This is a genomic window from Halobaculum sp. EA56, assembly GCF_051195075.1.
Taxonomy (GTDB): domain Archaea; phylum Halobacteriota; class Halobacteria; order Halobacteriales; family Haloferacaceae; genus Halobaculum.
On record NZ_JBNTJX010000006.1, the window covers coordinates 194,361 to 214,604 of the forward strand.

A 20,244-nucleotide genomic window follows, 5' to 3' on the forward strand; every position below is an offset into this window, starting at 1 on the left:
TCCGTCGCCGTCGTGTCGAACAGTGCGGTGTCCGACGCGTCGGTTTATGGGGTCGTATCGGACCGAAGACACGCATGTCGACACGAACGGACACGTCGCACGAAGCCGAATCGCCGCCGGGCAACTGGCGCGCAGGGACGCTCGCCGGGATCGCGGGCGGGATCGCGATGGGGGCGCTGGTGATCGCGATGAACGCCGCGACGATCGCCGTCGCGATCCCCTCGCTGTACACGCTCGCGCCGCCGGCGAACCCGGCCATCGGGATGGTCGTCCACGTCTCCCACGGCGCGGTGCTCGGGGTCGTCTTCGCCGGGATCGTCGGCGCGCTCGACCTCGACTCCGACGCGACGGTCGTCGGCGTCGGCGTCGGCTGGGGGGTCGCCACCTGGGCGGTCCTCGCGGCGCTGGTGATGCCGGTGTGGCTGAGCGCCGTCGGGTCGCCGGCGAGCCCGCCGCTGCCCAACTTCGCGCCGCCGTCGCTGCTGTGGCACGTCGTCTACGGTCTCGTCCTCGGCGGCGTCTACGTCGCGATCGACGACAAGCTCTGATCGAGTCCCGGGGGAACGGGGGAAGCCCCCTCCGATCCGGGTCGTCCCGACGCGCTCCCGGCGGTCACGGCTCCCTGAACACGGTCCACTCGGTCGCCGACTCCGCCTCGGCGATCCCCTCGACCTTCTCGCGGCTCAGGTCGTCGATGCGGTCGACGCCGGCGGCGGCCCACCGGAGGAACGTCTCGCGGAACCGCCGACGGACGGTCTCGGGGGACTCGGGCGTGTACACGTACACGTCGCCGCCGCGGTCGAGGAGCTGCCGGCGCTTCTCGACGACGCCCAGCTCCGCGAGGTGGTTGAGGTGGCGGGCGACGACGCTGCGGTCGTAGCCGACGCGCTCGGTCAGCTCCGCGACGGTGAGCGTCCCGTGTTCCATGACGCACAGGCAGACGTCCAGCTCCGCCGGCGACATCCCGAAGACGACCCGGAGCAGGTCGTCCAGGTCCGGCTCGGGCGGCCCCCCGACCTCGTCCGCGCGGTCGGGATCGCCCGCCGACTGCGGCTCGTCGGTCTCGTCGTCGACGGACCGGCCGGCGGGAGTCATCGCGGACCCGCAACACACGACCTCGTCCCCGCCGACGGCGAGGGCGCCGCAGTCGGTACACTCGACCAGCCGGTAGGCGTCGTCGGTCGTGCCCATGATCCACACCTCACGGAACGGAGGAAAGAATCGATCGCGGGTGGGCGAGCGCCGCGAGCAACCGGTTTCCGTCGGCGGGAAACCTCCGCCGCGTCCGGTCGTCGGCGACGGGCACCGCCGCCCCCGACGAGGGAGCTACTCGTCCCCGCCGTCGGCGACGATGCGGACGTCCTCGGCCTCCTCGTACTCGTCCTCGAACTCGCCGTCCGTCTCCGCCGGCTCGTCGGACTCCTCGGGCTCCTCCAGGAACTCGTACTCGCCCTCGGGCCTGTGGCTTCCGAAGTGGCACATCGGGTATCACCCGTGCTAACGATGGGCACGGAATCAGTTAACGGTTGTTCGTCCCGCCGTGTCGAACCGATCTCCCGAGGAGCCGTGGGTCTCCGCCCTCCGGGCGGCCGGGCTACCAGCCCTCGAACTTGTCGCGCCGGTACAGGTCGAGTTCGCTGACGGTATCGGTGCCCTCCTGGGAGAGACAGAACCGGATCCCGTCGGCGATGGCCCCCGGGTCGGTCACCTCGTCGGGGTCGAACCGCTCCTCGAACGACTCGCCCTGCTCGCCGGCGAACTCGGTGCGGACCTCGGTGGGGTTGACGACGCTGACGGCGACGCCGTCCGGCCCCACGTCGCCCTCCAGGCTGTGCGCGAAGCCCCGGACCCACCACTTCGTCGCGGCGTACACCGGGTTCCCCGGCCGGGGGTACTCGCCCGCGAAGCTGGCGACGAACACGAGGGTGCCGGCCGACTCGCGGAGGTGCGGGAGCGCCGCCCGCGCGGCGTAGAAGGCGCCGTCGACGTTCACGTCCATCATCGCGCGGTAGTCCTCCTCGGGCATCGTCTCCACGTCGCCCGAGAGCCCGATCCCCGCGTTCGCGACGAGGCCGTCGAGCCCGCCGAGCGCGTCGACCGCCGTCTCGACGAACGCGTCGACCCGCTCGGGCTCGGTCACGTCGACCGGGACCGCCTCGACGGCGACCCCGTGCGTCTCACGGAGGTCGGCCGCCAGGTCCCGGAGGCGCTCCTCGCGACGGGCCCCGAGTGCCAGGTCCACGCCCGCCTCGGCGAGCGTCCGCGCGGTCGCCGCGCCGATGCCCGAACTCGCGCCCGTGATCGCCACCGCGTCGCCGTCGATGTCGCGCATGGACGGGGACTGGCCCGGCCCGCCGAAAGCGGTTTCGGCGTCGGCGAGCCGGTCCGGTGCGGGGCGGGGCGCGACGGGACCGCCCGCGACGACCCGGCGCGCGACGGTCCGTCCCGCGACGATGAGGGGGGCGACAGTCGCCGGTCGGATCCCGGGGAGAGACGGCCGATCGATTCGGGCGACGATCCGTGAACGGAGCCCATACGTATATGTGGATAGCAGGACCGCATCCGGTGTGCTCCCGCCATCGACCGTCGTCTGGCTCCTCGTCGCCGGCGGGGTCGGATCCCTCGTCGTGTTGGGGTGGGTGCTCTACACCAGACGCCTCGACCTGTTGAGCCCGGAGCCGGCGGCGTTCGTCGTCCTCTCGCTGGGCGCGGCGGCGTGGACGTGGGGGTACGCCCTCCAGTTCGCCGCCGGGTCGCTGACGGCGAAAACCGCCTTCGACGGCCCCCTCTGGCTCGGGATCGCCGCAGTCGGGGCGGCGTGGCCGGTGTTCGGGCTGACCGTCGCCGGCGACGACGACCTGCTGACGCCGCGGCGGACCGCGGTGTTGGTCGGCGTGCCCGTCACGGCGGCGCTGATCGCGTGGACGAACCCCGTGCACGGGCTGATGTACGCCCAGGTCGGGCTCGCCGACCCCGCCGTCTGGCGGCCGCTGGTCGTGACGCCCGGCCCCGCGTTCGGCGCGTTCGTCCTCTACTCGTACGCCGTCAACGGGTTCGTCGCCTGGCGGCTGTGGTGCGGCACGCGGGACGCCCGCGGCGACGCGCGGATGCGCCGCGGACTCGTCCTCGCCGCCGGGGCGCTCCCGCTGGTCGTCGGCACCGTCGGCCTCCTCTCGGCGACCCCGTCCGCGACGGATCCGGCGGTGGACTACACGCCCGCCATGTTCGCGGTGACGACGATGCTCACCGGGGTCGCGGTCGGCCGGTACGGGCTGCTCGACCCCGCGGCCGTCGCCCGCGACCTCGTCGTCGCCGGGCTGTCCGACCCGGTCGTCGTGGTCGACGGGTCGGGGTACGTCCGGGCCGCCAACCGTGCGGGCGAGCGCCTCCTCGGCGGCCGGGCGGACACCGGCGTCCACGTCGACGAGGCGTTCGCCGACCACCCGGCGCTCGTGACGGCGCTGCGCGAGGGCGACGCCACGCGCGTCCAGACCAGCGTCCGGACGCTGTCCCCGGACGGGGGGTCGATCGAGACGGCCGAAGCCGCGGCCGGGGGTCCGCCCGACGCGTCCGGGTCGACCGGTACGTCCGGTCGGACCGACTCGACCGGGTCGACCGGCGGGCGGGCCGACGGCGACGCGACGCGCGGGCGGCGCGAGGAACGCGCCTACGACGTGTCGGTGACGCCCCTGGCCGACACGGACGGCGGCGCGGTGCTCGTCTTCCGGGACGTGACCGACCGCCTGCGCGCCGAGCGCAGGCTGACGGTACTCAACCGGATCCTCCGCCACGACCTCCGCAACGACGTGAACGTGATCGAGGGGTACCTCGACCTCCTCCGGACGGCGGTCAGCGAGGCCGGTCTGGCCGACGCCGAGCGCTACCTCGACGTGGCCGAGCGCCGCACCGCCGACCTCGTCACGCTGTCGGACCGCGCGCGGACCGTCGACGACATCGCGACCGGCGACGTGTCGTTCACGCGCGTCGACGTGGGCGCCGCCGCGGCGGACCGCTGCGAGCAGGTCCGTCGCGAACACGGAGAGGGGGGCGTCGAGGTCTCCTACGACCCGCCGGACGGGCCGGCGTTCGTCGAGGCGATGGCGGTGTTCCCGTCGGTGATAGACAACCTCATCGAGAACGCCGTCGAGCACAGCGACCGCGAGCGGCCCCGGGTCGAGGTGTCGGTGTCGGTCACGGACGACGCCGTGGAGTTCGTCGTCGCCGACGACGGTCCGGGCATCCCGGCGGCCGACCGCGCGGTGTTCGAGCGCGGCGACGAGGCGGCCCTGGAGGACGCGAGCGGCCTGGGGCTGTGGCTGGTGAACTGGGTCGTCACCGCCTCCGGCGGCCGGATCGCCGTCGCCGACCGCGAGCCGCGGGGATCCGTCGTGACCGTGACCCACCCGCGGGCGCCGCCTGACCCCCTGCTAACCGGGGAGTGATCCGGGGCGGTCGGGGCGCTACCGCTACCGTCGCGGCGTCACGCTCTCAGCGGACGGCCCCGCCTCGCACGGTCGGCGTGCGGGATCGCTCGGTCGCTCGCGTCGCTCGCTCCCTCACTCCTTCGCGTGTCGTGGGCGCAGCGGCACGGGACCGCTCCGCCGTCGGCCGAGGCACTCGGTCGCTCGCGTCGCTCGCTCCCTCACCCCTTCGCGTATCGTGGGCGGAGCGGCACAGGACCGCTCCGCCGTCGGCCGAGGCACTCGGTCGCTCGCGTCGCTCGCTCCCTCGTGCCTCGCGTCAATCGTCCGCGGGCACGCCCACGCCCCCAGCCGACTCGACGACCGCCGGCCGGCTCTCGTCCACCCGCACCGAGACCACGCCGGCGGCCCCGAGCGCGAGCACGGAGGCGGCGGCGAACGCGGCCGGGTACCCCGCGACGGTCGCGACGGCGCCGACGCCGAGCGGGCCGACGACGCCGCCGACGGAGCGGGCCGTCGAGGCCAGCCCCATCAGCTCCGACTCGCGGTTCTCGGGGGCAACGTCGCCGACGAACGCGACCGAGCCGGTCCACATCGCCGAGAACGCGACCGCGAGCGTCACGTAGCCGAGGGCGACCACGGCCGCCGCGGCGACGCCGCCCGGCACCAGCACCGCCGCCGCCGCGACGAGGCCGAAGGCGGCCGACCCGGCCATGCCCAGCGTGATCATCGGCTTGCGCCCGCGGTCGTCCACGACGCCCCCGAGGTAGTACATCAGCGCCGTCTGGGAGACGGGGTTGAACGCGAGCACCGCGCCCATCCACGACTCCGGCAGCGCCAGCGTCGTCACGATGTAGACCGGCATCAGCGCGCCGACGCCCGAGACGGTCGCCTGCCGGGCAGACAGGCCCAGATAGAGCCACCCGAGCCCGTTCGTGCGGAGGTGGTCGCGCTCGCCCGCCGCGGGGAACAGCCGCGACTTCACCTCGCTCGGGAGCGATCCGGCGTCGGGGTCCGGAGCCGAGTCGCCGGTGTCGACGAGCGCGACCGCGACCGTCGCGACCAGCGAGACGCCCGCGACGACGACGTACACGCCGTCGGGGACGAGCGCGCCCAGGAGGAGCCCGGCGACGAACTGTCCCGCTCCGGCCCCGGCGGCGGTGAAGGCGTTGTACGAGCCGACGGCCCGGCCGCGGCCGCCGGGGCCGCCGCGTTCGGAGGCGACCGTCAGCATCAGCGGGCCGAAGCCGGCGATGAAGACGGCGTACAGCCCCCGCACGAGCACCTGCACCCACACCGGGTCCACGGCCACGGGCAGGAGCGCCGAGGCCGCGTCCGCGACGGCCTCCGCCGCGAACAGCGGCGCGAGCGCCAGCGTCGCGCCGACGCCGGTCCCGACGAGGACGAGCCGCCGCCGTCCCGTCACGTCCGCGAGCGCGCCCCAAACCGGGGCGAACAGGATGATGCCGAGCGAGAATGCGGTGGCGAGCAGCGACACCTCGAGGGCCGACCCGGACCTGCCGACGTGGACCGCCAGCGACGTACCGAGCAGCGCCCCCGCGGCGACCCGCGTCACCGCGGCGAGTCCGACGAGCGCCGTCCCGCGGTCGACGCGGGCCCGGAGCGCGGAGGGATAGTTCATACGAATCGAAACATACGGGGCGTCCAAAGGCCACCGCTCGCGGCGGTCGTCGCCGGAAAGCGTGCGGCTCGACCACACGAGCCGTACGGTTCGGGGTCGCCGCAGCCGGGCGCGCGCAGCCCCCGACGGCGCGACGGACGCGAGCGGATCCGCGCCGGTCGCGGCCGGCCGCGACCGGCGTCGCCCACGCTGTCGGTTGCCGGACGGACGACCGTGACGGCCGTCCGGAGAACACACGAAACATTCTCAAACTACTCGATAAACTCTCTACCGCCCGCTCGAACCGTCGTAAACGGTCCGAAACGGATCCGGAGGCGGGCGCGAACGGTCGTGAACTCCCCGTGAAGGGAGCGAAGCGCCGCCAACGGTCTGCCCGATATAGGTGGCCCCGGTCACACGTATCGGGTACGCCCGACCCATGTCCACGACCGACCGAACGCCCTCCGTGCCCTCCCTCGGGACCGACGACGCCGAGTCCGCGGCCCCGCTCGCGCGGGCCGCCCACCGAACGGCCGCCTACACGGCCGAGACGCTCGACCGTACCGCCCGCGCCGCCGAGGCGGCCGCCTTCTGGCTCGCCGCCCTCCTCCCGCTGGCGTACCTCCCGACGCTGGCGACCGGCGCCGCGGCCGAGCACCCCCTCGCGTTCGTCGGGGTGCTGGTCGTCCACGCGGCCGCGCTCGTGCTCGGCCGCGGCCACGCCGCCGACGCCGGGAGCCGCTGACCCTCCGGCCCTCCGCACGCCCCCCGCGAGTCTGTCGGTTTCGGCCCGCCACGCGCCGCAGTTCCCCGCGGCCGTGGCCGTTCTCGCTCCGGTCCTCGTCGCCGGTCAGTATCCCGTTCCCGCCTCGATCCCGTTTCCCGGCCGTCTCCGTCGGGCGTTACCCCCGTCCGGCCCGTTCGAGCCGTCGCCGCTCCGTCCGCAGGATCCGCTCCCACACGCCGAACAGCGTCGAGTTCAGCCGGTAGCTCGCGTCCACGTCGCGGACCCACGCGTCGTCCGCGAACAGGTACCGCTGGAACCGGCGGACCCGGGGCGACAGCGCGTCCCGCCGGCCGGCGTAGTACGCCGCCGACTCCCGCACGGTCCGCTCGACCAGGTCCGGCGGCACCGCGACGCCGGCGGCGCGGACCACGTCAGCGAACCACTCCGTGTGGAGCACCGCGTCCGCCAGCAGGAACGACGCCTCGAACGCCTCGACCCCGCCCGCATCGCGCACCGACCGCACCGCCGCGGCGCCGACCGGAAGGTCCCCGGGGAGCGAGTACGCGGGGCCCGTCGGGCGCCCGCCGGCGGAACGGTCCGGGTCGCCCGGGCCGTCCGCTCCGGCGGCGGCCCGCTCGGCGAACGGGGCGGCGACCCGGCGGAGCCGCCGGCGCGCCAGCGCGACGGGGCCGGCGAGCGCGAGGCGGTACCACCGCGGCGTGTACGCGAGGAACGGGCGTCCGAACTCGGCGTCCCCGAGGAACGTCGCCGCGACCGTCCGCGCCGTCCCCGGGGGCAGGTCCGTCCGGCCCGCGCGCAGCGCCTCGACCGTCGGTCCGGGGGTCGCCAGCGGGTCCCGGCCGTCGCCGTCGACGCCCGCCCGGTCGAACCCCATCCCCTCGGCGACGCGGTGCGTGTACTCGGCGCCCGCGCGGAACCACTCGGCGAAGTCCGCCGCGTCGCGGGCGGCCAGCAGTCTGAGGAGGGTCACGGCGGGGCGAGGGGCCGCCCGACCGTAGCTGTCCCGGTCGTGGGCCCCGGCACGGCCCCGGCGTCGCCGGCGATCGCCCGGTCAGCGCTCCGATGACCGGTCCGGCGTCTCCGCGTCGGCCGCTCCCGAGCCGTCTCCGGCGGCCCGCTCGCCGCCCCCGGTCGACGGGTCGGCGCCGATGTCGGTCCCCCCCGCGTCGACCGGTTCCCCCGTGACGACGTGGGGGAACGCGTGCGCGGCCACCTGGACGACGACGACCGCGAGCAAGGGCCCCAGGAACAGGCCGTACCAGCCGAACAGCCCCGCCCCGAGGACGTACGCGAAGAGGATCAGCCCGCCGTGAAGCGTCCGCCCGGACAGCAGCGGTCGCACCACCGTCTGCGGGAGCACGTCGAGCAGGAGGAACGAGACCGCGAGGAACGCCAGCGGCGCGGCGAAGCCGGCGTCGGAGACGGCAGCCTCCCGGAGCAGGTAGGCGCCCGCCGGGACGTACACCAGTTTCCCGACGACGATCGGGACGAACGTCGCCAGCCCCGTGAGCAGCGCGAGCAGCGTCGGCACCGGCAGCGCGACCGCGGACGCGACGAGCACGTTGTACCCGTTGTAGACGACCGACGCCGCGACGGCCACGGCGAACACGGTGGCGACGTTGCCGACGTACACCCGTTCGAGGTCCGCGTCGACCGCCCGGGCCAGCGAGTGCGCCGAGGTCCCCTCGCCGGCGACGTTCTCCCGGACCCACGCGGCGACCCGCTCGTCGTCGCGCAGGAGGAAGAACGCGAGCGACAGCGACAGAGAGAGGTGCAGCACCGCCCCCGCGGCGGCGCCGGCGGTGCCGAGGGCGGCGAGCAGCCGCTCGCGCAGCGCCCCGAGCCGGTCGAGCCGTCGCAGGAACGCCCGGGGGTCGCGCAGCACCGCCGAGACCGAGCGGGGGTCCCCCGGAAGCCGGGCGAGGACCGCCTGCACCGCGTCCGGCCCGACGACGGCCGCGAACTCGCGGAAGGCGACGACCCCCGCGTATCCGACGAGCGCCAGCGCCGGGAGGACGATCGCCAGCATCGTCAGGGTCGCCGCAGCCGAGCGGTTCCCCACCCGCCGCTCGACCGTCCGTCGGATCGGGCGGGCGCCGTAGTAGACGAACAGCCCGAAGACGAGCGTCCCCACGAACGAGTAGACGAACACGCCCACCACCCCGACGGCGACGACGACGGCCCCGAGCCACAGCCGGCGTGACCGCTCGGCCGTCCGCAGGTCCATACCGTCGGTTTCGCCGCCGACCGACGTGTAGCCTGTGGCTCAGCCCCCGTCGAGTTGGTCGGTCAGTCCCCACTCGGCCGCGCGGGCCTCCGCCTCGGCGCGCGCCTCGGCCTTCACCGCCTCGACGCGCTCCTCGTCCGCGAGAAACGCCGCCAGCGCGTCGTGGTCGCCGCCGTCGCCCCGGCGCCCCTCTGGGGCGGCCGCCCGCGTCCGCGCGGCGAGCGCGTCGTCGTCCGCGAGGTCCCTCGCCGGCGCGTCCGGCGCGACCGCGAGCGGGTCGGCCGCGTCGCCGCGGTCGTGGAGCGTCGCGAGCGAATCGGCGGGGAGGCGGTAGCTCTCGACGCGAACCGGCGGCGCGCCCGCGAGCGCGGCCAGCGCGGCCGGGCCGTCGGCGTCGCGGCCGGCGTGGTGCGCGAGGACGGGCACGCCCGTCTCCAGCGTGATGACCGCGCGGTCGCCGTCGCGGCCGTCCTCGAGGATGGCCGCGCCGGACTCGATGCGGAGGTAGCCGGTGAGCTCTCGGTCTAACGCCGCCGACAGCGGCTCCGCGAACCCGGTCGCGACGCGGGCGCGGACCAGGTCGCCGCGGTCGGGGGCGCCCGCCGCCAGCGACGCGGGCGCGGCCGGCCCCTCGGTCATGGCCGCTCGGGGACGACCGCGCTGCGGAAGCGGTCGGCCACGTCGCCGGCCGCCTTCGGCTCGGGGTCGACGCCGGCGGCCGCCCCGCGGAACGCCCGCGCGGCGTCGCTGTCGGGCGCGTGCGCGAGCAGGGGCTCGCCGGCGTCGCGGGCGGACCGGGCGGCGTCGCTGTCGGGGACGGCCCCGAGCGTCGGCCCGCCGAAGTAGCGCTCGGCCTGGCCGCCGACCGAGCCGAGGTCGCCGCGGACCTTGTTGAAGAGCACGCCCGCGACGCCGGTGCCGTAGGAGGCGGCGTACTCCTGCACCTTCAGCGCGTCCGAGAGCGCGGGGATGGTCGGCTGGGTGACGACGACGACGCGGTCGGCGAGCACGACCGGGAGGACCGCCGACTTCGAGGCGAGCGTCGCCGGCGAGTCGAGCAGGAGCACGTCCGCGTCGGCGGCGAGTTCGGCGACCACCTCGCGCAGGCGGGCGGGGTCCGAGCGCTCGAACGCCGCGAGGCTGGTGCCGCAGGGGACCACCCGCATGCCGTGGCGGTCGTAGCAGGCGTCGGCCACGTCGACGGCGGACCCGTCCGGGTCGCGCCCGTCGGGGACGAGCAGGTCCTGCAGGGTGACGGGGGCGTCCGCGAGGCCGGCGTGGAACAGGAGGTTCGCCATGCCCGTGTCGGCGTCGACGACGGTCACGTCGTACCGCTCGGCGAGCGCCATCCCGAGCGCGAGCGTGGTGGTGGTCTTGCCGGTGCCACCCTTCCCGCTGGCCACCGCGAACGCCTCGACCATACGGGGGGTGTGGCGGCCCCGTACAAATATCTTCGCAGGCGAGCGCGTGAATATTGTCCCGCGGGCCCGCGGGCCGCGGGGCAGCGACGGCCGGGCGTCGTCAGCGGTAGCCGAGCGCCTCGAGGCGCCGCTCGATGGCGTCGGGCGCCTCGCCGGCGCCGCCCCGCGACCCGTCGGCGGCGGCGGCCCCGCCCGCGAGCAGGGCGAGGCGGTCGTCGGCCGCCGCCCGGAGGTCCGCGCGCGTCCCCTCGGGCACCGCTGCGGGGTCGAGCGGGTCGGTCTCGCCGGGATCCGCCTCCCGGTCGAAGACGCGGACGTCGCCGTCCGGGCCGCGGAGGTAGCTCCACCGGCGCGTGCGCGCGGCCACGAGCGGCGTCCCGTCGCCGAGGCGGCGGGGGATGGGCTGGCTCGTCACGGACTCGCCACGGACCGCCAGGGAGGTGACCGGCGCGCGCTCGGGGGGCTCGGCGTCGACGACCGTCGGGAGGAGGCTCTCGCCGGCGAACGCAGACGGCGGCTCGACGCCGAGGGCGTCACAGACCGTCGGCGGCACGTCGCGCAGGGGGACGGCGGCCCCCTCGCGGCGGGCGGGGGCGCCGGGGTGGTCGACGACGAACGGGACCCGCACGAGTTCGTCGTACAGTTTCGGGTAGTGCGCGAGGTGGCCGTGTTCGAGGAACTCCTCGCCGTGGTCGCCCGCGAGGATCACCGTCGTCTCCTCGCGCAGGCCGGCCGACTCCAGCTCCTCCAGCACCCGGCCCACGGACTCGTCGATCTGTCGGACGGCCGCGTCGTAGAGCGCGCGCAGCGTCCGGAGGGTGTCCTCGTCGACCACCCTGCCGAGTCCGGCGCGGAGGTGGCCGAGCAGGGCCTGGAGCGACCCCACCTCCCCGTCGGTGACCGCCCGGACGTGCCGCGGCGCGGGGACGTACGGTGTGTGGGCGTCCATGTAGTGGATCCACAGGAAGAACGGCCGGTCGTCGTCGTCCGCGGCGAACGACTCGACGCTGCCGAGCGCCTCGCGTTCGAGCGCGTGGAGGTGGGAGGTGTCGACGGCGTGGCGCCGCTCGCGGCCGCGGAGCCTCGCGGCGGCGCTGCCGAGCGGCCAGCCGAGGTACTGCACCCAGCCGTTGACCGTCGGGTGGGTCGTGAGGAAGCGCCCGACCGGCGTGCGCGCGCCGTCGAGGAACGACTCGAACTCGTCGAAGCCGCGGTCGTAGCCGTAGTGGGGCGTCAGGAAGCCGTTGCCCGCGTTGACGCCGGCGGTGCGCACGCCCGCGGCCGACAGCGCCTCCGCGAGCGTCGGGTCGGTCGCGGGGCCCGGCGTCGACGCGTCGGCGAACACCGGCCGCGCGCCAAGCAGGTCCGGGAACGAGAAGGGGGTCCAGTTGCCGCCGGCGATCGCCGTCTCGAAGGCGGTACCGCGACGCGCCAGCCCGCGAAGCGTCGGCGTGTGGGGACCGAGCGCGTCGGCTCGGAGGGAGTCGACGGTTATCAGCACGGCGCCGCGCGAGGGAGGGCCTCCGGCCGAAGTCACGCCGGAGAAGGCGGCCGAGCGAGCCTAAGCGTTACTGTCCCGGCGACGACGCGGCTCCCTCGTCGGTGACCCGCGGGTCAGTTCTCGCCGTTGAGCCGGAAGACGCGCCGCTCGATGGCGCCGCAGCGCGGGCAGACGTGCCGGTAGACCAGCCGACGCTCCCGGTAGGCCGTCTGCCACTCCCCGCCCTCGTCCGTGTAGCCGCACTCACCGCACCGCGGCGACTCGCGCAGCCGCTCCCGATACAGTTCGAGCGGGGTCGTGCCGCCCCTGCGCCTGGATGCCATGATATGACATACCACGCCGACGGACAAGAGCGTTGTTATCAGGTGTTCGAGAGGATATCGGGAGCGGTTCCCGGGGCCCCGTCCGGGACGGCGGGGACGGGCGGGTCCGGGCTCACCCCTCGCCGAACAGGTCGTCGACGGCGTCGCGGGCCGCGCGGGCGGCCTCCTCGGCCACGGCGTCGGCGTCCGCGTCGGCGTCGGCCGGCGGGTTGACGTACACGTCGACGTCGAGGACGCCCTCCTCGAACGTGACGGTCACGTCGAAGTCGCGGAGTTCCGACTGCTTGTACCGGTCGAGCACGACCCCTTCAGCGGCCTCGCTGGCGGCGCTGACGACCTCCTCGTCGGTCGGGTCGGGGCCGTCGTCGCTCACGGCTTACGCGCCGCCGGCGCCGCCGGGGCCCATGCCCGCCGGGCCGCCGCCCGCGCCGCCCTGCAGCATCTGCTGGAGCTCCTGCTGGAGCTCCTCGAACTGCTCCTGGACCTTCTCCTCCTGGGAGTCGAAGCGCTCGGCGCGCAGCTCCAGGGTGTCGACCTTCTCGTCGAGGTCGTCGTAGGCGGTCTCGTAGTCGGTCTCGACGAGGATCTCGCCGACCTCGCGGTACATGGTGGCGTCCTCGTCGATGTCCTCCATCGCCTCCAGCGCGGCCTTCGCCTCGGTCAGCGACGACTGCGTGGACTGCTTCTGCTCGGCGAGCTGCTGGGCCTGCTCCTGAAGGTCCTGCAGTTCCTCGATCTTCTCTTGTGCTTCCGGCGGCAGATTACCCTGCATACTCCGACGGTCGGGCTTCGGGGTGAAAAGCCCGGTCATTGGGAGCGCGGTCGAGGGAGGCGCAGCCGACCGAGGCCGCGGACGTTCGGCGGCGAGGTCCGAAGGGCCGAGCCGCCAACAAAAGCGGGACGCGAGCGAAGCGAGCGTCCCGGACAGCGGCGGCGCGCTCTCGGGCGCGCCGCCCACAGAGAGCGCGGTCGAGCGAGCGAGCGAAGCGAGCGAACGAGACCGCGGACGGCGGACGGGCCGGAGCGGTCCCCGCGCCCTACTCGGCAGTCGCCGCGACGGTTTCGGCCGTCTCGACGAGCCGCGTCCACGTGTTCACGCCCGCGCGGAGGGCGACGAGGTCGCGGGCGCGGACGGTCACCTCGACGGTCGCGCCCTCGCGGGTCGCCGTCGCGGTCGACCGGTCGTCGTCGATGTCGCCGGCCTCCACCCGCACCGCCTCGTGGACGGTCCGGGCGCGCCGCCGGTCGGGGTAGGGAAACGAGAGGACGGCGCGGTGGTCGTACGCGTCGGGCACGGCGCCCGCGTCAGTTGACGTCGACCGTCTTCACGTCGGGGGCGCGCTCCTTCAGGAGCACGCGGTGCCCGCAGTACGGGCAGCGCACGCCGCCGTACTCGTCGAGCTCGACGTCGCGCTTGCACCGGGAACACTTGTAGCTCATCTGTGTGAGAGAGGGGGCTCCAGCGGTATTTACTCGTCGACGCTCTCCTCGTCGAGCGCCTCGCGGATGCTGCGTCGCACGGAGCGGCCGCCCGGCGTCTCGGGCCGGTAGGCGCCGCCGGTGAACGTCTCGCCGGTCTCCTCGTTGACCCAGACCCCGGTGCCGAGCCGCTTGACGGAGTCGCCGTCGACGGTCGCGTTGTTCATCCCGTCCTCGATGTCGGAGACGCGCTTGCGGGCGACACGCCCGTATCGCGCGCCGAAGCGGCCGGCGCTGCCGACCTTCCGCGCCTTCTGCTGTTCAGCCATATGCGAGTCGCTTCGCCGTTCGGCGTCAAAAACCCCGCGAATCGCGTCCGCCGGCGCGGAGGGGTGCGGGCAGGTCACGTGGTGGCACAGGTTTATCCCCGTGGCTGGCCGGTAGTCGGTAGGAGACCGCCGGAATGCTCATCGCCGAATTCCACCTGTCGACGCCAGTCCTCCGCGACGCGCTCGCGGCCGCCCCCGAGGTCACCGCCGACCTCGAGCGGACCGTCGAGGGCGAGACGAGCCGCCTCGAGTTCTTCGCGCGCGGCGACGACCTGACCCGCTTCGAGGACGCCCTCGCCGACGACGGGTCGGTCGAGGACGTCCGCGTGCTCGGGGAGGGACCCGACTTCCGGTTCTACCGCGCGACGCTCGCGCCCGAGACGACCCGGCGGACCGTCTACCACGTGTTCGAGGACACCGGCGCCCGGCCGGTGTCGGCCAGCGGCGACCACACCGGCTGGAACGTCCGCGTGCAGTTCCCCGACCGCGAGGCGCTGGCGGCGTACCGCGACAGCTGCCGCGAGCGCGACGTCTCGTTCACCCTCCACGCCCTGTACGAGCGCGCCGACCCGCGCGCCGAGGCCGACGAGTACGGCCTCGCGGGCGACCAAGGCGCCGTCTGAGGGGTCGCCCCGCCGCCGACGACGCCGGCCGTCCCCAGCTCGCGCCCCCCTACCGCTCCCCGTCCTCGCCGAACCCGGCTTCCCCGAGCACCTCGTTCAGGTCGTCGCGCACCCGCTCGCCGGTCTCGCGGTCGCCGGCGGTGGTGACGACGCGGTTCTCCTGCACGCTCGACCCGTCCCGGAGCAGCAGCCGGACGTTCCCGTGCTCGTCCGCGCGCGTCACCTTCGCGCGCAGGCCGGTGCGCGAGCCCGAGCCGCCGGCGTCGATCGGACCCGGGATGACCTTCTTGACGTGCGGGTGCTCGGCGGCGGCGAGGATCGCCTTCATGCCCGCCCGCTCGCCGATGAGCGTCGAGTGCGACCCGCCGATCTTCTCCTCGGGCGCCGTCTCGACCACCGCCAGCCCCGGGTCGCCCCGGCGCGCCAGCACGGCGCCGACCGGGTCGTCGTCGGGAACGCGGTAGAACTCGTAGTGCAGTTGCGCGCGCGCCTCCCGCAGCGGCGCGCGCTCGCCGGCCGCGTACACCGTCTCGGGACGCTTGCGGCGCACCTCGTCGGCGACGCGCCCCGCGAAGTTCCGCAGTTGGACCGGCGCCGTCTGCTCGCCGTCGTCCGGGACCGTCGTGACGGTCGTCTCCCCGAGCACCAGCGACGCGGGGTCGAAGTCGTCGCCGGCGTGTTCGGGCTCGAAGTCGATCATCGTGAGGGTCGCGCGGTCCTCGTCGAAGTCGACCACGACGCTCTCGCAGTTGGCGGTGTCGCAGGCGAGACAGTAGTCCCCGGGCTTGCGGAGGGGCGAGCCGCACCGCCGACAGTTCATTGCCCGCCCTTGCGGGAGCGCGTGGATAAGCGCGTCCGTTCGGCGGTCCGAGGCGGGTCGGACGAGACGGTCGACCTGACGCCGCGCGCTCACTCGACGCCGTACTCCGCGACGACCTCGTCGGGGAGCTCGACGCCGAGGCCCGGCCCCGTCGGGACGCCGACCGTCCCGCCCGCGAGGTCGAGCCCGTCCGACAGCAGCGGCTCCAGCAGCGGGAAGCCGGTCACGTCGAGTTCGAGCCACCGCGCGGCCGGGGAGGTCGCCATCGCGTGCATCGTCGCCGCGAGCCCGACGCCCGTGGCGAAGCAGTGCGGGGTCGGCACCACGTCGAACGCCTCCGCGAGCGCGAGCACCTTCCGGGTCTCGGTGATCCCGCCGCACCGCATCGCGTCGGGCATCGCGTAGTCGACGGCGCCGGCCTCGAACAGCTCCCGGAACCCCCACTTCGTGAACCGGTTCTCGCCGGCCGCGATCGGCGTCGAGAGCGCCCGGCGGAGCTCCGCGAGCCCCTCGACGTCCCGCGGTTCGAGCGGCTCCTCGTACCAGTAGACGTCGTAGTCGGCGAGCATGTGGCCGACCCGCCGCGCCTCGGCGCGGTCGTAGCCGCAGTTCACGTCGACCATGAGGGCGGCGTCGCCGATCGCCTCGCGCATCGCCGCCACCCGGGCCTCGTCGGCGTCGCGGCCGCGCCCGAGGTGACACTTCACCGCGTCGAAGCCGCGGTCGACGTACCCCGCCGCCCGCTCTGCCATCGCGTCGGGGTCGTCCCAGAACAGGTCGCTCGCGTACGCCCGCAGACGGCCGTCGCCGGCGGCGGTGGCCCCGGCGTCGCCGCCGAGCAGTCGGTGGACCGGCGCGCCGTAGTGCTTGCCTGCCAGGTCCCACAGCGCGATGTCGATCCCGCTGGCGGCGGCGGTTCGCTCGCCGCGCGGGTGGTCGTACAGGTCCTCGGTGCACATCCGCGCCCAGTGCCGTTCGACGTCGAGCGGGTCATCGCCGACGAGCTTCGGGGCGAGTTCGGCGTCGATCAGCCGCCCGGTCGTCGCCGGCGCGGGGCCGACCGCCTCGCCGATTCCCCGGCTCCCGTCGGCGGTCTCGACGACGACGAGCGCGGCGGCGCGCCGGCCGATCGACCGGTCGCGCGACAGGCCCGCCGGCTCGTCCAGGTCGACGGCGAGCGGGACGGTCCGGATCTCGCGGATCTCCATGCGCCCGCCGAGGGCGCGGTCCGTGTTAACAGTTGGTCGGCGGCGGCCGCGGCCGATACCCTTTCTCCTCCCAGGCACGAACGTGGGCCGATGACCGACCGGGGCGCGACGGTGCGGATCGACCCGCACGTCCACTCGGAGGGCTCCTACGACGGCCACGACCCCGTCGAACTCGTCCTCGAACACGCGGCCGACATCGGGCTCGACGGCGTCGTCGTGACCGACCACGACGCCATCGAGGACTCCCTGCACGCGGCGGAGATCGCCGACGAGTACGGCCTCGTCGGGATCCCGGGCGTCGAGGTGTCGACCGCGGCCGGCCACCTGCTCGCGATCGGCGTCGAGGAGTGTCCCCCGCGTGGTCGTCCGTTCGACGAGACGGTCGAGCGGGTCCGCGAGGGCGGCGGCGTCGCGGTCGTCCCGCACCCGTTCCAGCGCAGTCGCCACGGCGTCCGCAAGCGGAATCTCGGGGACTGCGACGGGATCGAGGTGTACAACTCGATGGTGTTCACCGGCTACCGAAACCGCCGGGCGCGGACGTTCGCGGCCCGCCGGGACTACCCGATGCTCGGCGCCAGCGACGCCCACTCCATCCGGCACGTCGGTCGGGCCTACACCGAGGTCACCCTCCCGTCCGTCGACGCCGGGACGCCCCCAGAGGCGATCGACGCCTCGACGGTGGTCGAGGCGATCCGCGCCGGCGACACCGACCTCCGCGGGCGGCGGACCCCGGTCCACCGGAGCGCCCGGCAGTACGCCAGGGGGTCGCTCCGGAAGGCGACGTACCGCCTCACGGCCGCGCTCCCGTACGTGGCACCCCGGCCGGCGTCGCTCGGGGACGGGTAGGCCGCGGGATCCGCGGCCCGCTGTCCCTCCCGTCTCCCCGTTCCCGCCGCCCGGTCAGTTCGCGCCCCGGACGACGTGCGCGTACTTCAGGAGCGCGACGAACACCGCGCCGCCGACCGCGTTCCCGACCGTCGCCAGGGCGAGGAACACGAGGTAATCAAGCGGAGTGATCGCCGGGGAGACGAGCAGCCCGAACAGCACCTCCACGTTGCCCGCGATCGAGTGGGGCAGGTGGAGGATCCCGATCGTGCCGGCGACGATCCAGACGAGTATCAGCCGGCTGATCGTCTCCTGTGCCGCCGCGATCAGCCACGCCAGCAGCCCCATCAGCCAGCCCGCGAACACCCCCGCGACGAGCAGCCACCGGAGGTCGTGGTCGACGAGCTTGCGTGCGACGGTCTCGAACGCGGCCGGCGAGACGACGCCGAGACCCGGCAGCAGGAGCACCGCCAGCAGCGTGAAGACGACGCCGCCGGCGACGTTCCCGACGTACACCAGCCCCCACAGCCGGATCAGCTGTCGCGGGGTGGCGCTCCCGTCGATCACCGGGATCACCGCGAGCGTGGTGTGCTCGGTGAACAGCTCCGACCGCCCGAGGATGACGAGCATGAAGCCGACGGAGTAGACGCTCGCCAGCAACAGCTCCGTGGTGAGGTCGCCGAACCCCGCCTCCGACAGCGTGAGCACCACCCCCATCAGGAGCGGGCCGAAGCCGATGTCGAGCCCCGCCGACAGCCCCGACAGGAGCAGCCCCGACCACTCGCGGTTCATCTCGTGGACGCCGCTGTCTATCAGCGACCCGAGGACGCGCCGGGTCGGCTTCTGCGTCGCCGTGTCGGTCAGTTCGGGGCCGCTGTCGCCCACGGATACCACCCCGATCGGACCACTACGCCGGACAGCGTGCTAAAGCTTGGTCGGGGGGCGCCGGCCGACGCCCGCGACCGGGGCCGGCGCCGCCGGGGCCGCACGCCCCCGGCCGGGCCTCACAGCCGCTCGGGGTCGCACTTCAGATACTCCCGCAGCAGCGCCGTCGCGTACGACCCCGACGGCAGGGCGAACTCGAAGACGGGGTCGCCCTCGCGCTCGGCGACCGTCAGGTCCGTCGGGAGCAGGACCGCCCGCCGGGTGCCGCTCGACTCGAACTCCCCCGGGAGCGCGAAGTCGCCGGGGGTCACGTCGAGCTCGCGGAGCACTTCGCGTTCGATCGCGCCGGGCTCGCCGCCCGCGAGGTCCGTGTCGGTGCCGACCAGCGGCGCGGTGACGAACGCCCGGCCGCGCCCGCAGTGGCGCGCGAGCGTGTCGACCCTGCCCGCGGTCGCCCGCTGGAGGCGGTCCGTGTCGGGCTTCGGGAACGGCACGTCGCGCTCGACGAACGCGACCACGTCCCCCTCGACGGGACGGGTGAACGGCAGCCCGCGGCGCAGGCGCTCGCTGAGTATCAGGTTGAACACGTACGACTGCGCGGCGTTGACGAACAGCCGCTGGAGGTTCGAGGGGACCGCCTCCAGCGCCTCGCGCCAGCCGGCGCCGTCGGCGAGGCGGTGGAGTATCGACCGCTCGTAGCGCAGGCGGCCGGGCATGGCGTCGAGGGCGGCCTCCCAGTCGGGGCTGTCGCTCCCGGCCTCGTCCTCGACGACTTCGCGGGCACGCTGGGAGTCCTCGGGTTCGGCCTCGTTCGGGTTGCCGCAGTACGCGAGCACCGCGCCGCGCCAGTCGCCGCGGACCGCCGCGAGGCCGACCTCGTGGGTGACGGGCCGGCGGCTGCCGAAGCGCTGGTGGCCGAAGTAGTTCGGGACGGCGACCGCGACCGGACCCTCGTCCGGGAGCGACGCGGGGTCGGCGTCGCCCGCGGCGGCCGCGTCCACGTCCGCCTCCGCGTCGCCGGCGGCGGCGTCCTCCCCCGCGTCGTCGCCGGCGGCGAACGCCCGCAGGTCGGCGGTGATCGGGTCGGGGTCGCCGGCGGTCTCGCGCACGCGGATCTCGAACTCGTTGCCCGCGAGGTCGCCGAAGGTGAGCGCGCGGCCGACCCGGCCGAGCACCTCGACCTCGGCGCCGTCGACCTCGGGGATCTCCTCCGGGTCGGCGTCCCGCACGGTGAACAGCTGGGTCGTCACGGCGTGTTTGTCCTTGGTGCCGGCCCACGAGACCCGTTCGCGGCTGGCGCCCATCGCGTCCGAGAGCGCGCTCGCGAAGTCGTTCGTGTCCCAGCGGCGGAGGGTCGCCCGCAGGAGCAGGAACGGGTACGACCCCGCGGGCGCGTCGAGCGGCTCGGGGTCCATCCGCTCGCGCTCTCTGACGCGGAAGTCCTCGGGGGCGACGCGCAGGCGGCCGCCGATGCCGTCGGCGTCGCTGACGTAGTAGTCGACGCCGGTTGCGCGCTCGCGGGGGTGGGCCTCCCGCATCAGTACAGCGAGAGGTCGCCGGTCACCTTGTCCACGATCGACTCCTCGCCCGGGCCCACCGCGAGCGTCGTGACGGTCCCGGGATCGAGCTGCGTGTGGCCCGCGTCGCGGATCACCGCGTTCGGGAGCCCCTCGCGCTCGGCGCGGTCGGCCAGCTCGAAGATCTGCGACTCCCCGGCCGCCTTCAGCACGACCTTCTTTTGCCCCTCCCCCTTCCACGCCCGCCGCGTCTTCTCGTCGGTGTCCTCGTAGGCCGACAGCGACGCGTGCGCGACCTGCGCGGCCAGCTTCCCGGTCCCCATCCCCAGGTCCGTGCGGACGACGACCGCCTGCTT

The 20,244-nt window shown here is 74.7% G+C and carries 25 protein-coding genes; 5 read left to right on the plus strand and 20 right to left on the minus strand.

The genetic code is table 11. The features are described 5' to 3' along the window. Positions 1-74: 74 nt before the first annotated feature. Positions 75-548 carry a DUF6789 family protein gene (locus ACQUQ1_RS12625; RefSeq protein ID WP_435064656.1) on the plus strand — a complete coding sequence of 158 codons (474 nt, stop codon included), beginning with the start codon at positions 75-77 and terminating at the stop codon, positions 546-548. Positions 549-612: 64 nt separating this feature from the next. On the opposite strand, the gene ACQUQ1_RS12630 is transcribed toward ACQUQ1_RS12625, so the two are convergent. The 3 genes from ACQUQ1_RS12630 to ACQUQ1_RS12640 all read right to left on the minus strand — a co-directional run bounded on the left by ACQUQ1_RS12630 (position 613) and on the right by ACQUQ1_RS12640 (position 2,332). Continuing rightward, positions 613-1,191: a MarR family transcriptional regulator gene (locus ACQUQ1_RS12630; RefSeq protein ID WP_435064657.1), complete on the minus strand. Its 579-nt coding sequence runs from the start codon at positions 1,189-1,191 to the stop codon at positions 613-615. Between the two features lie 135 nt (positions 1,192-1,326). Next, a complete protein-coding gene (locus ACQUQ1_RS12635) occupies positions 1,327-1,482 on the minus strand; it encodes a hypothetical protein (protein WP_435064658.1) in 156 nt (51 codons plus the stop codon). Between the two features lie 112 nt (positions 1,483-1,594). Then, the gene (locus tag ACQUQ1_RS12640; protein ID WP_435064659.1) at positions 1,595-2,332 is read right to left on the minus strand and encodes an SDR family oxidoreductase; all 738 of its coding nucleotides are present in this window, start codon (positions 2,330-2,332) and stop codon (positions 1,595-1,597) included. Positions 2,333-2,567: 235 nt separating this feature from the next. On the opposite strand from ACQUQ1_RS12640, the gene ACQUQ1_RS12645 reads away from it, so the two are divergent. Next, positions 2,568-4,442 (plus strand): histidine kinase N-terminal 7TM domain-containing protein, encoded by a 1,875-nt coding sequence (locus ACQUQ1_RS12645; RefSeq protein WP_435064660.1) that lies wholly within the window; start codon positions 2,568-2,570, stop codon positions 4,440-4,442. A 298-nt stretch (positions 4,443-4,740) separates the two neighbouring features. Here the strand turns inward: ACQUQ1_RS12645 and ACQUQ1_RS12650 are convergent, their stop codons facing one another. Then, positions 4,741-6,063: an MFS transporter gene (locus ACQUQ1_RS12650; protein ID WP_435064661.1), complete on the minus strand. Its 1,323-nt coding sequence runs from the start codon at positions 6,061-6,063 to the stop codon at positions 4,741-4,743. Between the two features lie 418 nt (positions 6,064-6,481). Between ACQUQ1_RS12650 and ACQUQ1_RS12655 the strand changes: the two genes are divergently transcribed. Further along, positions 6,482-6,787, plus strand: coding sequence for a hypothetical protein (locus tag ACQUQ1_RS12655; RefSeq protein ID WP_435064662.1), 306 nt, complete (start codon positions 6,482-6,484; stop codon positions 6,785-6,787). 157 nt (positions 6,788-6,944) lie between these two features. Here the strand turns inward: ACQUQ1_RS12655 and ACQUQ1_RS12660 are convergent, their stop codons facing one another. The 11 genes from ACQUQ1_RS12660 to ACQUQ1_RS12710 all read right to left on the minus strand — a co-directional run bounded on the left by ACQUQ1_RS12660 (position 6,945) and on the right by ACQUQ1_RS12710 (position 14,010). Next, the gene (locus ACQUQ1_RS12660) at positions 6,945-7,760 is read right to left on the minus strand and encodes a hypothetical protein (RefSeq protein ID WP_435064663.1); all 816 of its coding nucleotides are present in this window, start codon (positions 7,758-7,760) and stop codon (positions 6,945-6,947) included. Between the two features lie 81 nt (positions 7,761-7,841). After that, a complete protein-coding gene (locus tag ACQUQ1_RS12665) occupies positions 7,842-9,017 on the minus strand; it encodes an AI-2E family transporter (RefSeq protein WP_435064664.1) in 1,176 nt (391 codons plus the stop codon). Between the two features lie 39 nt (positions 9,018-9,056). Beyond that, complete coding sequence (locus ACQUQ1_RS12670; protein ID WP_435064665.1) at positions 9,057-9,656, minus strand: hypothetical protein; 600 nt, start codon at positions 9,654-9,656, stop codon at positions 9,057-9,059. Next, on the minus strand, positions 9,653-10,438 hold the full coding sequence (locus ACQUQ1_RS12675; RefSeq protein ID WP_435064666.1) for a P-loop NTPase: 786 nt from the start codon (positions 10,436-10,438) through the stop codon (positions 9,653-9,655). Before ACQUQ1_RS12675 ends, ACQUQ1_RS12670 begins: the two co-directional genes overlap by 4 nt. A gap of 100 nt (positions 10,439-10,538) precedes the next feature. Then, positions 10,539-11,975: a sulfatase gene (locus ACQUQ1_RS12680; RefSeq protein ID WP_435064667.1), complete on the minus strand. Its 1,437-nt coding sequence runs from the start codon at positions 11,973-11,975 to the stop codon at positions 10,539-10,541. A 77-nt stretch (positions 11,976-12,052) separates the two neighbouring features. Further along, on the minus strand, positions 12,053-12,262 hold the full coding sequence (locus tag ACQUQ1_RS12685) for an HVO_0649 family zinc finger protein (protein ID WP_435064668.1): 210 nt from the start codon (positions 12,260-12,262) through the stop codon (positions 12,053-12,055). Between the two features lie 112 nt (positions 12,263-12,374). Continuing rightward, positions 12,375-12,635, minus strand: coding sequence for a DUF3194 domain-containing protein (locus ACQUQ1_RS12690; protein ID WP_435064669.1), 261 nt, complete (start codon positions 12,633-12,635; stop codon positions 12,375-12,377). Between the two features lie 3 nt (positions 12,636-12,638). Continuing rightward, positions 12,639-13,022, minus strand: coding sequence for a prefoldin subunit beta (locus tag ACQUQ1_RS12695; RefSeq protein ID WP_435064686.1), 384 nt, complete (start codon positions 13,020-13,022; stop codon positions 12,639-12,641). Between the two features lie 277 nt (positions 13,023-13,299). Then, positions 13,300-13,557: a KEOPS complex subunit Pcc1 gene (locus ACQUQ1_RS12700; RefSeq protein WP_435064670.1), complete on the minus strand. Its 258-nt coding sequence runs from the start codon at positions 13,555-13,557 to the stop codon at positions 13,300-13,302. Between the two features lie 10 nt (positions 13,558-13,567). After that, positions 13,568-13,702 (minus strand): DNA-directed RNA polymerase subunit P, encoded by a 135-nt coding sequence (locus ACQUQ1_RS12705; protein ID WP_435064671.1) that lies wholly within the window; start codon positions 13,700-13,702, stop codon positions 13,568-13,570. A gap of 29 nt (positions 13,703-13,731) precedes the next feature. Next, entirely contained in the window at positions 13,732-14,010 is a 279-nt protein-coding gene (locus ACQUQ1_RS12710; RefSeq protein ID WP_435064672.1) for a 50S ribosomal protein L37ae, read from the minus strand. 134 nt (positions 14,011-14,144) lie between these two features. On the opposite strand from ACQUQ1_RS12710, the gene ACQUQ1_RS12715 reads away from it, so the two are divergent. Next, positions 14,145-14,633 carry a bacterio-opsin activator domain-containing protein gene (locus ACQUQ1_RS12715; protein ID WP_435064673.1) on the plus strand — a complete coding sequence of 163 codons (489 nt, stop codon included), beginning with the start codon at positions 14,145-14,147 and terminating at the stop codon, positions 14,631-14,633. A 49-nt stretch (positions 14,634-14,682) separates the two neighbouring features. Here ACQUQ1_RS12715 and ACQUQ1_RS12720 read toward each other — a convergent pair whose 3' ends face one another. Then, positions 14,683-15,453, minus strand: coding sequence for a DUF2103 domain-containing protein (locus ACQUQ1_RS12720; protein WP_435064674.1), 771 nt, complete (start codon positions 15,451-15,453; stop codon positions 14,683-14,685). A gap of 89 nt (positions 15,454-15,542) precedes the next feature. Next, a complete protein-coding gene (locus ACQUQ1_RS12725; protein ID WP_435064675.1) occupies positions 15,543-16,661 on the minus strand; it encodes a mandelate racemase/muconate lactonizing enzyme family protein in 1,119 nt (372 codons plus the stop codon). 90 nt (positions 16,662-16,751) lie between these two features. Between ACQUQ1_RS12725 and ACQUQ1_RS12730 the strand changes: the two genes are divergently transcribed. Then, the gene (locus tag ACQUQ1_RS12730; RefSeq protein ID WP_435064676.1) at positions 16,752-17,507 is read left to right on the plus strand and encodes a CehA/McbA family metallohydrolase; all 756 of its coding nucleotides are present in this window, start codon (positions 16,752-16,754) and stop codon (positions 17,505-17,507) included. 54 nt (positions 17,508-17,561) lie between these two features. Here ACQUQ1_RS12730 and ACQUQ1_RS12735 read toward each other — a convergent pair whose 3' ends face one another. From ACQUQ1_RS12735 to pth2, 3 genes are all read right to left on the minus strand, one after another. Beyond that, complete coding sequence (locus ACQUQ1_RS12735) at positions 17,562-18,371, minus strand: formate/nitrite transporter family protein (RefSeq protein WP_435064677.1); 810 nt, start codon at positions 18,369-18,371, stop codon at positions 17,562-17,564. A 119-nt stretch (positions 18,372-18,490) separates the two neighbouring features. Continuing rightward, positions 18,491-19,909: a tRNA pseudouridine(13) synthase TruD gene (gene truD, locus ACQUQ1_RS12740; protein WP_435064678.1), complete on the minus strand. Its 1,419-nt coding sequence runs from the start codon at positions 19,907-19,909 to the stop codon at positions 18,491-18,493. Next, positions 19,909-20,244: peptidyl-tRNA hydrolase Pth2 (gene pth2, locus ACQUQ1_RS12745; protein WP_435064679.1), on the minus strand; the 336-nt coding region annotated here is incomplete at its 5' end. The genes pth2 and truD, both read right to left, overlap by 1 nt.